The organism is Actinomycetes bacterium, assembly GCA_036510875.1.
Taxonomy (GTDB): domain Bacteria; phylum Actinomycetota; class Actinomycetes; order Prado026; family Prado026; genus DATCDE01.
This window is the reverse complement of sequence record DATCDE010000143.1, coordinates 1-7,961: the sequence shown is the minus strand read 5'-3', so window position 1 is coordinate 7,961 and position 7,961 is coordinate 1. Positions and strand designations below refer to the sequence as shown.

Here is a 7,961-nt window from a genome sequence, read left to right as displayed (position 1 = left end):
GTGCGCACGGTAGGGCTTGCTGCCCACCGTGACGCTGCCGCTGGTCGGCGCGTCGAGGCCGAGGATCATCCGCATCGTCGTCGACTTGCCGGCACCGTTGGGACCGAGGAACCCGGTGACGATGCCCGGCCGGACGGTGAAGGTCAGGTCGTCGACCGCGGTCTTGTCGCCGAACTTCTTCGTGAGGTTCGTGGCCTCGATCATGGCTGTGGTCCTTTCCGGGTCCGGCCTCGACGGCTCAGGTGTCGATCGCGGCGGTGATGGGAGTGGGCTTGAAGCCCTTGAACGTCAGCCACACGCCGAGCGAAAGCTCCCAGACGGCGACGGGCAGCGTGGCGAGCGCGGACCAGGCGGAGAGCGGCTGGTTGTAGCCGAGCACGGTCGCCAGCGTGGCGCTCATGAGCAGCGGGGCACCGATGAGTCCCATCGTCGGGAGGATGCGCGGGACGAGACCGGACCGGTACATCAGGTAGCCGAGGAGGACGGCGTTGATCGACGGCATGAGGGTCTGTCCGAGCTGGAAGGTTGCGTTGTAGGTCGACACGAGCGACAGGCCGTTGGCTACGAGCGCTCCGGAGTCCGCGCCGGCTGCAGTTCCGAGGTCCTGGCGCAGGTGCATGAGCGACACGAGGCTGACGACACCGGTGAAGATCATGGTGGCTTCCACGGTGCGGCTGGCGACGAAGCCCAGGGCGAAGCCCTCGTTCTGCCGCTTGACCACGGGGAACAGCGTGACTGCGGTGCCGATGCCGGCGATCCCGACGATGATCTCGAGTAGGCATCCCCACAGCACGCCGGAGTCGCTGCCGGAGCCCAGGACGAAGCTGCGGTCCGTCTTGAGGTGGCCGTAGAGGCCGAGCGTGGGGATCGAGATGAAGGTGATCAGGTAGAAGATTCCGGCGACGAGCGCGGTCTTCCTCGTCGAGGTCATCGGGACCTTCGTCGGTGGTGCGGTGCGGACGGCGGTGGTCATGTCGGTCTCCTTTGGGGATGGGTTGGTCAGCGGGGGTTGGTCAGCGGGGATCGGACGTGGGGCTGGTCAGGCCTGGTGGTGCTCGACCCGGGCGACCGAGACGAGCGGGAGGCCGACGTCCCGGACCTTCTGGAGCAGGCCGTGCAGCGCGGCCTGGTCGACCACCTGGCCGGCGATGACGGTGGTGCCGTCGTTCTCCTTCGTGAGGGTCAGCCCGTCGAACCAGGCTCCCCACCGGGCGTCGAGGTGGCCCTGTAGGCGGATCTCGTACCGTCCGGCCTCGTGCCAGCTACCGACCGGTGCGTGGGTCTCGCTCATCGGGCACCTCTTCACGCTTCTGGGGGATCTCCTCGGCGGTGTGCCGCCTCGGTTGACCAGAAGGTAGAAGTGGGCGTAGTGAGCGGGCATCACCACATGTGGTGATGGGGGTGGTGGTCTTCTAGCGGACGCCTGTGACGGGCAGGATGGCCGCGGCCCCGACGACGGCGAAGACCCCGGCGACCGCGTACAGGACGCCGTAGCTGCCGCCGCCGATCGCCAGGACGATCGGCGCGATCGCGGGCGCGATGACGAAGGGGAGCGCGCCCGCCATGTTGAAAACGCCGAGGTCCTTCGCGATGTTGTCCTTGTCCGGCAGCACGTCCGCGACGAGCGCGAGGTCGACAGCCATGTACAGGCCGAAGCCGAGCCCGGCGATGGCCATCCCGACGAGGAAGCCGTTGAAGCCGCTGGCGAGCGCGATGACGAACATCGCCAGGCCGTAGACGACCGACGCCGCGAGGACGAAGACCTTCCGCCGGCCGGTCCGGTCCGAGAGGCGGCCGCCGGCGAGCGAGGCGGCGACGAGCATGACGGACTGGCTGACCGTGCCGAGGAAGATCTGCCGTGGCACGTCCGCCTCCGCGGTGCCGATCTTGTTCAGCAGGTAGTAGGCCTGGTAGGTCACCAGGAAGGCGTACGCCATGACGATCATGAAACGGCTGACGAAGGCCCACGCGAAGTCGGGGCTCCGCCGCGGGTTCACGTAGAACGTGCGGAGCAGCTCGCGCAGCGACCACGGCGGCCGGTCCGCCCTGGCGAGGCGGCGGTCGTCCAGCGTGAGCACGAAGAGCAGGATGAAGAAGCCACCGATCGCGCACGGCGCCATGAACATCGCCAGCTGGTTGCCCGCGACCAGCTGGACCACGAAGGTGCCGATCACCGAGGCGAGGGGAAGGCAGACCCCGAGGACGCCGGAAACCATGCCGCGCTGCGTCGTCGGGACCTGGTCCGGCAGCACGGCCACCAGGGCGGCCAGCAAGGCGTTGAAGAACAGCTGCGCGGTGCACCACCCGACGAGGACCACGGCGACGGTCGGCGCCCACGCCACGACGAGGATGCCCACGGACCCGCCCAGCAGGCCGATGACCATCCACGGCCGCCGCATGCCCAGCCGTGAGGTGGTGCGGTCGCTCATCCGGCCGAAGAACGGGTTGCCGACCAGGGAGAGCAGGGCTCCGGCACCGGTGACCAGGGCGAGGCTCTTCGGCGCCTGCTGGATGCCCACGAGCGAGTTGACCTTGAGCGCCAGCGTGACCAGCAGTGGCGCCAGGAACACCAGGCAGGTGCTCATGTACGCGAGCGAGTATCGCGTGATGAAGCCCCACCCGACTCGCGCTGGTGCGTCGCGGACCGGCGCCGGCGCCGTCGGTGGTGCGGTACCCGGGACCGGAGCGGCGTCGGCGGGCAGGGCGCTGTCCATCAGGCGCGGGGGAGCAGGTCGAGATCCTCGGCCCGGCGGACGGCGGCCCGACGGTTGTTCACGGCGAGCTTGGCGTAGATGTTCTTCGTGTGGCTGCGCACGGTGTGCAGGGACACCACGAGCTCGCGGGCGATCTCCGGTCCGTTGAGGTCCGTGCCGAGCAGGCGGAGCACGTCGATCTCGCGCTCGCTGAGGGGCTCGACCAGGCCGTGCTGCACGCGCGTGCTGTCCGGGGCGCTCCCCAGCGCGCCCAGCAGTCGCTGGACGTACCGAGGGGTCGTGCCGCGGGCTGCTGCCGCGGCCAGCAGCTCCGCCATCGGACGGCCCTCGTCGACGAAGATCCGGACGTAGCCCTCCGGCTCGGCCAGCGTCAGGGCGCGGTCCACGAGCACGAGCGCGGCGGGGACGCCGCCGCGCAGCCGCTGCGCGAGCGCCTGCAGCACCAGGATCTCGATGACGGCGCCCGCCCGGCTCCCTTTCTCCGCTGCAGCGAGGAGGCGTTCGAGGAGGCCGTCGGCGGCGTCGAGCGAGCCCGTCGTGCGATCGGCGGCGTGCTGCGCCAGTAGCAGCCGGGCAAGGGTGACGTGGTCGAACTCGCGCAGGTAGGGGAGGTCGTCCCCGGCGGACACGCCGTGCTCGGCGGCCCACTCGGCGGCGGCTCCGAGCTCGCCCCGGACCACCTGCAGCCGCGCCCGCAGAGCGGGAACGGGCCGCACCTGCGGGAAGTAGTCGCTCACGTACACCTGCTCGGCCTCGTCGAGCAGGTCGAGGGCGGCGTCCAGGTCGCCCTCGGCCTCCCGGATCCGCGCCATCGCGACGCGCCACCGGTACCGGTTCTGCGGCAACCCGTTGCCCTCGCCCAGCTCCTGGCTCCGGAGGAGCTCCACTCGTGCGGCAGGCAGGTCGTCGCGGTCGCGGTGCAGCTCGCTCATCCCGACATGCATGTCGGCCGATCCCCGAAGTGCCGGGCCCGGCTCCTCGGACGCGAGCTGCAGGGCCTGCTCGTAGGTGCGCATGGCGTCCCGCGGACGGCCCTGCGCGAGCCGGATGTCGGCCATCGCCACCGAGCACCCGAGGGTGTCCGCGATGAAGCCGGCCCGCCGCAGTCCCTCCCGGCACTCTGAGTACGCACGGTGCGCCTCAGCCAGGTCTCCGCTCGACCACGCGGCGAGCCCCAGGAGCCCGGCTGCCGGGGCCCGGCCGAGGTGGTCGTCGTCCTCGGGCAGGAGCTCCAGCGCGCCCCGGGCGAGCCGCACGGTTCCGGCGAGGTCGCCCTGGGCCAGTGCCATCGCGGCGCGGTACGTCGCGATGCCCCCCGGGAGGCGGCGGAACTCCTCGTGGTCGAGGACCACCATGTCCGTGCCAGGGCCCTCCGGCCGGCGAGTGCCGGCGGGCTCGAGCCAGCGCTCCGCGTCCGCGAGCCGCCGCTCGACGCCCTCGATCTCGCCGCTGAGCAGCAGCACCCCTGCGTACATGACGCTGAGCACCGGCCGGACACGGAGGACGTCGTCCGGCAGGGCCTGGAGCCAGCCACGGAGGGCGGTCTCCTGCCTCCTCCGGCGCATAGCCGGGATCGCGAACTCGACGAGGTCCGCCGCTCGAGCGAAGTCCTTCGAGGCCAGCGCGTGGCGGACCGCCTCGTTGGGCTCGCCGTTCTGCTCGTACCACTCGCTCGCGCGGCGGTGAAGGTCCGGGACGTCGCCCGGCTGCTCGTCGAGCAGGTGCGCCTGCAGGACGTCCGCAAAGAGCTGGTGGTAGCGGTACCAACGACGCCGGTCGTCGAGCGGGACGAGGAAGAGGTTCCCCCGCTCCAGCTCGACCAGCCGGTCCTTGCTTCTCTCCTGGCCGGTCACGGCGTCGCACAGCGGCCCGCTCAACCGGTCCAGGACGGAGGTCCGCAGCAGGAACTGCTGGATTTCGTCGGGCTGACGCTGCAGGACCTCCTCCACGAGGTAGTCGACGATGAACCGGTCGTCGCCGGCGAAACTCGCGATGAACCCGGCGACGTCCGCCCGGCCCTGCATCGACAGCGCCGCCAACTGAAGCGCCGCGATCCATCCCTCGGTGCGCCCTTCCAACGCTGCGACGTCCTCCGCCGTCAGGGTCAGTCCCATCACCTCGCTGAGGTACGTCGCCGCCTCGTCCGGGGTGAAGCGCAGCTCGGCGGCACGGATCTCGACGAGCTCGCCTCGGCCACGCAGCCGCGCCACCGGCAGGGACGGGTCGGCGCGGCCGGCGATCACGAGGCGCAGCTGCGGGGGCAGGTGCTCCAGCAGGAATGCCATCTGGTCGTGCACGTCGTGCGCGTCGATCACGTGGTAGTCGTCCAGCACGAGCACGACGTCGTCGGGCAGGGCGGCCAGGTCGTTCAGCAGGCTGGCGACGACCGCGTCGACGGGCGGCTGCGGTGACTGCAGCAGCGACAGCGCACCCGCCCCGACCCCGGGCACCGCCTTCTCCAGGGCCGTGACGAGATACGTCCAGAACACCACGGGGTCGTTGTCGCGCTGGTCCAAGGAGAGCCACGCCGCGGCGCGCCCGTCGACGGCGGATGCTGCCAACCACTCCGTCAGCAGCGTCGTCTTGCCGAACCCGGCGGGCGCCGACACCAGTGTCAGCGCCGAGTCCACCCCCTGGCCCATCCGCTCGCTCAGTCGTGGCCGCAGCACGAGTCCGCGTCGGGGCCGAGGGACGTGGAGCTTGGTCTCGAGCAGCGGACCTGCCACGACCACTCCTGCCCGCCTCAAGGTGGCCCGAAGCCTCCTGGCCACCGGTGGTGCCACGGTACGCGGAGCAGGGCTCCCGGGGTGACCATCGACGCCGACGGTTCTACGGTGAGGATGGGATCGGAGCGGTATCGGCTGATCCTGCCGGCGGCCCCTGGTGCAGGACCGCGTGTGACGCCGCCCCGCAGCTGTCCTGCCAGGCGGTGGCGGCGGACCTGCGCGCGGGAGGACCTGGTAGGGCCGCAATGACCTCGGACGCCAACGAAATCGTCCACACCACCGTCGGCGGCAAGCGCGCGTGCTGGAGGATCTGGCCTAACGCACAGTTCGCGTGAGGCGGTCACCGGATCCCACCCGGCCAACACAGCACGTGGTCGGCGGACACGTGCTGGGACAGTGCAAGACGCTCGACTGACGCTCTGCTTAGGCGTTCGGCCGTCCCGCCGACGCAACCGAGCAGCAGCGTCCCGGTCAACGCCATCACCGCCGCGGGCATCGCAGCCCAGCGCTGGGGCTGGTCCGTGCTCCGAGCTGACAGGCGCCACATCAGCCTCCACCCGAGGGCGAAGCCGAACAGCTGCGCAGGTGGTGGAGCGGCTGGACCTCGGCGTCGAGCTCCGTGAGGCGGCGGGTCAGTAGATCGCTGGCCGGGACGCCGGCACAGGGGAGGCAGCGGGCCGGAGAGTGATGATCCTCGGTAGGCAGAATGTGGGCAGAGTCGCGCTGGGCGTGCCCTGCTACATCGGCGGATGTGGGCAGAATGTCGGCATCACGCGCCCGGACGTTGGTGGACGTCAGGCGACACTCAGAGGCGCTAGTAGGCGTTTGACCTGCGAAGACGGCGAGTCCATCAGTGTCCAGAACTGTCCACCGGTGCCTGCTGACGTCCCTTGCTCCCGCGGCTCATAACCCAGAGGTCGCAGGTTCAAATCCTGCCCCCGCTACCACGTTTACGCAGGTCAGAGGCATGATCACCGATCTTGGCGGTCATGCCTCTTGCGTTGTGGTCAACAGGCGGTCTGCCGCCCCTCGCCCGAGATGCTTGATCGACTGGACTGGCGTGGACGCTGGCGCACGGGGGTGGACGTGACCTCTGGGTCGAAATCCCAGGGGTCACCGGACCTGCCTCTTGGCAAGGGATACGCACGGGACGGGGCTGCTGTTGACCACCGACGCAAGTCCTGCCAGGGGCGCGATGCTGCCTACGACTGCATGTTCGGCGGGTCATGGATGCGCACCAGAACGGCATCACATCACGGGCCGCTCTCCCCCTAAGGTCGGGGTCGGAGGGAGACCTGATGACTGAGTACTCACCACCGTGGCCTAAAGCCGGCCCCGCCTCATACTTTCCGTCGATCGAGAAGAAGTACGGCCGCTCGATCGTCGAGTGGCAGGGCATCATCGCCGGCTGTGGCTTGGACAAGCACATGGCCATCGTCAGTTTCCTGAAGACGGACTACCAGATGGGGCATGGGCACGCGAACGCATTGGTCGGCTGGACGTTAGCCGGGAACGTCGCGGTCGAGTAGCTCCGCCGGATGCGGGCGGAGCGCCAGAGGGCGGCCTTCGGCCTCCGCCGCCGTCTGGAGCGCCCGGGGTCGGCACGTAGGCGCGCCACGAATCATCAGGGCGGATAGGCCAATGTCGGGCCGGGCCGCACGCACCCCGGGGGCTCCCGCCGTAGTTCATACTCACCTCATGGCGGTGGACACCTCGAGCTGCCGTTGGATGTCGGCCAATCGGTGAACGCAGCCCTCGCCGGCCTCTTGACCGGCCTGTCGCTCATAGTCGCGATAGGCGCACAGAATGCCTACGTCCTTCGGCTGGGCCTCACCCGTCAACATGTCGGCATCGCCGTTGCGATCTGCGCAACGTCGGACATCATCCTGATTCTGCTAGGGATCGGCGGAATCGGTCGTGTTGGCCGGTCGTTCCCTGGGGTTCTGGACGCATTGAAGTGGGTCGGCGTCACCTACCTCGTCGGCTACGCGCTCTACTCCTTCTGGCGAGCGAGTCGCCGCCAAGTGCTCCTGCCGTCCGAGGCCGTACGCCCGTCACGGCGAGCCATCGTCACCACAACCCTCGCGTTCACCTTCCTCAACCCCCACGTCTACCTGGACACCGTCCTGCTGCTCGGGTCCATCGGGAATCAGTTCGGCTCCAGTCGGTGGCTATTCGCCGCTGGAGCCTGCGTGGGATCGATCGTTTGGTTCGTCGGCCTTGGATACGGGGCCAAAGCGATGGCCCCGCTGATGTCGCGACCCGCAACATGGCGCGTTCTCGATCTCCTGATCGGCGTAGTCATGCTGGGCGTCGCATTCAGCGTCGCCACGACGCACATCACCTCATAGGCGCCACATCCGACAGCCCGCTAACGGCATTCATGAAGGAGCGGGGCCGGTCAAGGACTTTCTCAGCGGGGGCGGCCTCGTTGAGGGCGGCGTCGTCCGGACGGGCGGGTCAAGTTCGCAGCGCCCGGAGGCCCGCAGGGCGAGGACGAACGGTGCTTGACGCGCCCGGA

At 69.6% G+C, this 7,961-nt stretch carries 7 protein-coding genes; 2 read left to right on the top strand and 5 right to left on the bottom strand.

Annotated elements, in window-relative coordinates:
* The 5 genes from VIM19_08635 to VIM19_08615 form a co-directional block, all read right to left on the bottom strand.
* A partial coding sequence (locus tag VIM19_08635; GenBank protein HEY5184948.1) for an ATP-binding cassette domain-containing protein occupies positions 1-204 on the bottom strand: 204 nt, incomplete at its 3' end.
* Between the two features lie 34 nt (positions 205-238).
* Positions 239-973 carry a DUF4386 domain-containing protein gene (locus VIM19_08630; GenBank protein ID HEY5184947.1) on the bottom strand — a complete coding sequence of 245 codons (735 nt, stop codon included), beginning with the start codon at positions 971-973 and terminating at the stop codon, positions 239-241.
* Between the two features lie 66 nt (positions 974-1,039).
* A complete protein-coding gene (locus VIM19_08625; protein HEY5184946.1) occupies positions 1,040-1,291 on the bottom strand; it encodes a hypothetical protein in 252 nt (83 codons plus the stop codon).
* Positions 1,292-1,412: 121 nt separating this feature from the next.
* Positions 1,413-2,585 carry an MFS transporter gene (locus tag VIM19_08620; protein HEY5184945.1) on the bottom strand — a complete coding sequence of 391 codons (1,173 nt, stop codon included), beginning with the start codon at positions 2,583-2,585 and terminating at the stop codon, positions 1,413-1,415.
* A gap of 128 nt (positions 2,586-2,713) precedes the next feature.
* Entirely contained in the window at positions 2,714-5,440 is a 2,727-nt protein-coding gene (locus VIM19_08615) for a LuxR C-terminal-related transcriptional regulator (protein ID HEY5184944.1), read from the bottom strand.
* Positions 5,441-6,738: 1,298 nt separating this feature from the next.
* Here VIM19_08615 and VIM19_08610 point away from each other — a divergent pair.
* On the top strand, positions 6,739-6,969 hold the full coding sequence (locus tag VIM19_08610; GenBank protein HEY5184943.1) for a DUF4287 domain-containing protein: 231 nt from the start codon (positions 6,739-6,741) through the stop codon (positions 6,967-6,969).
* Positions 6,970-7,182: 213 nt separating this feature from the next.
* Positions 7,183-7,791 (top strand): LysE family transporter, encoded by a 609-nt coding sequence (locus VIM19_08605; GenBank protein HEY5184942.1) that lies wholly within the window; start codon positions 7,183-7,185, stop codon positions 7,789-7,791.
* Positions 7,792-7,961: the final 170 nt, after the last annotated feature.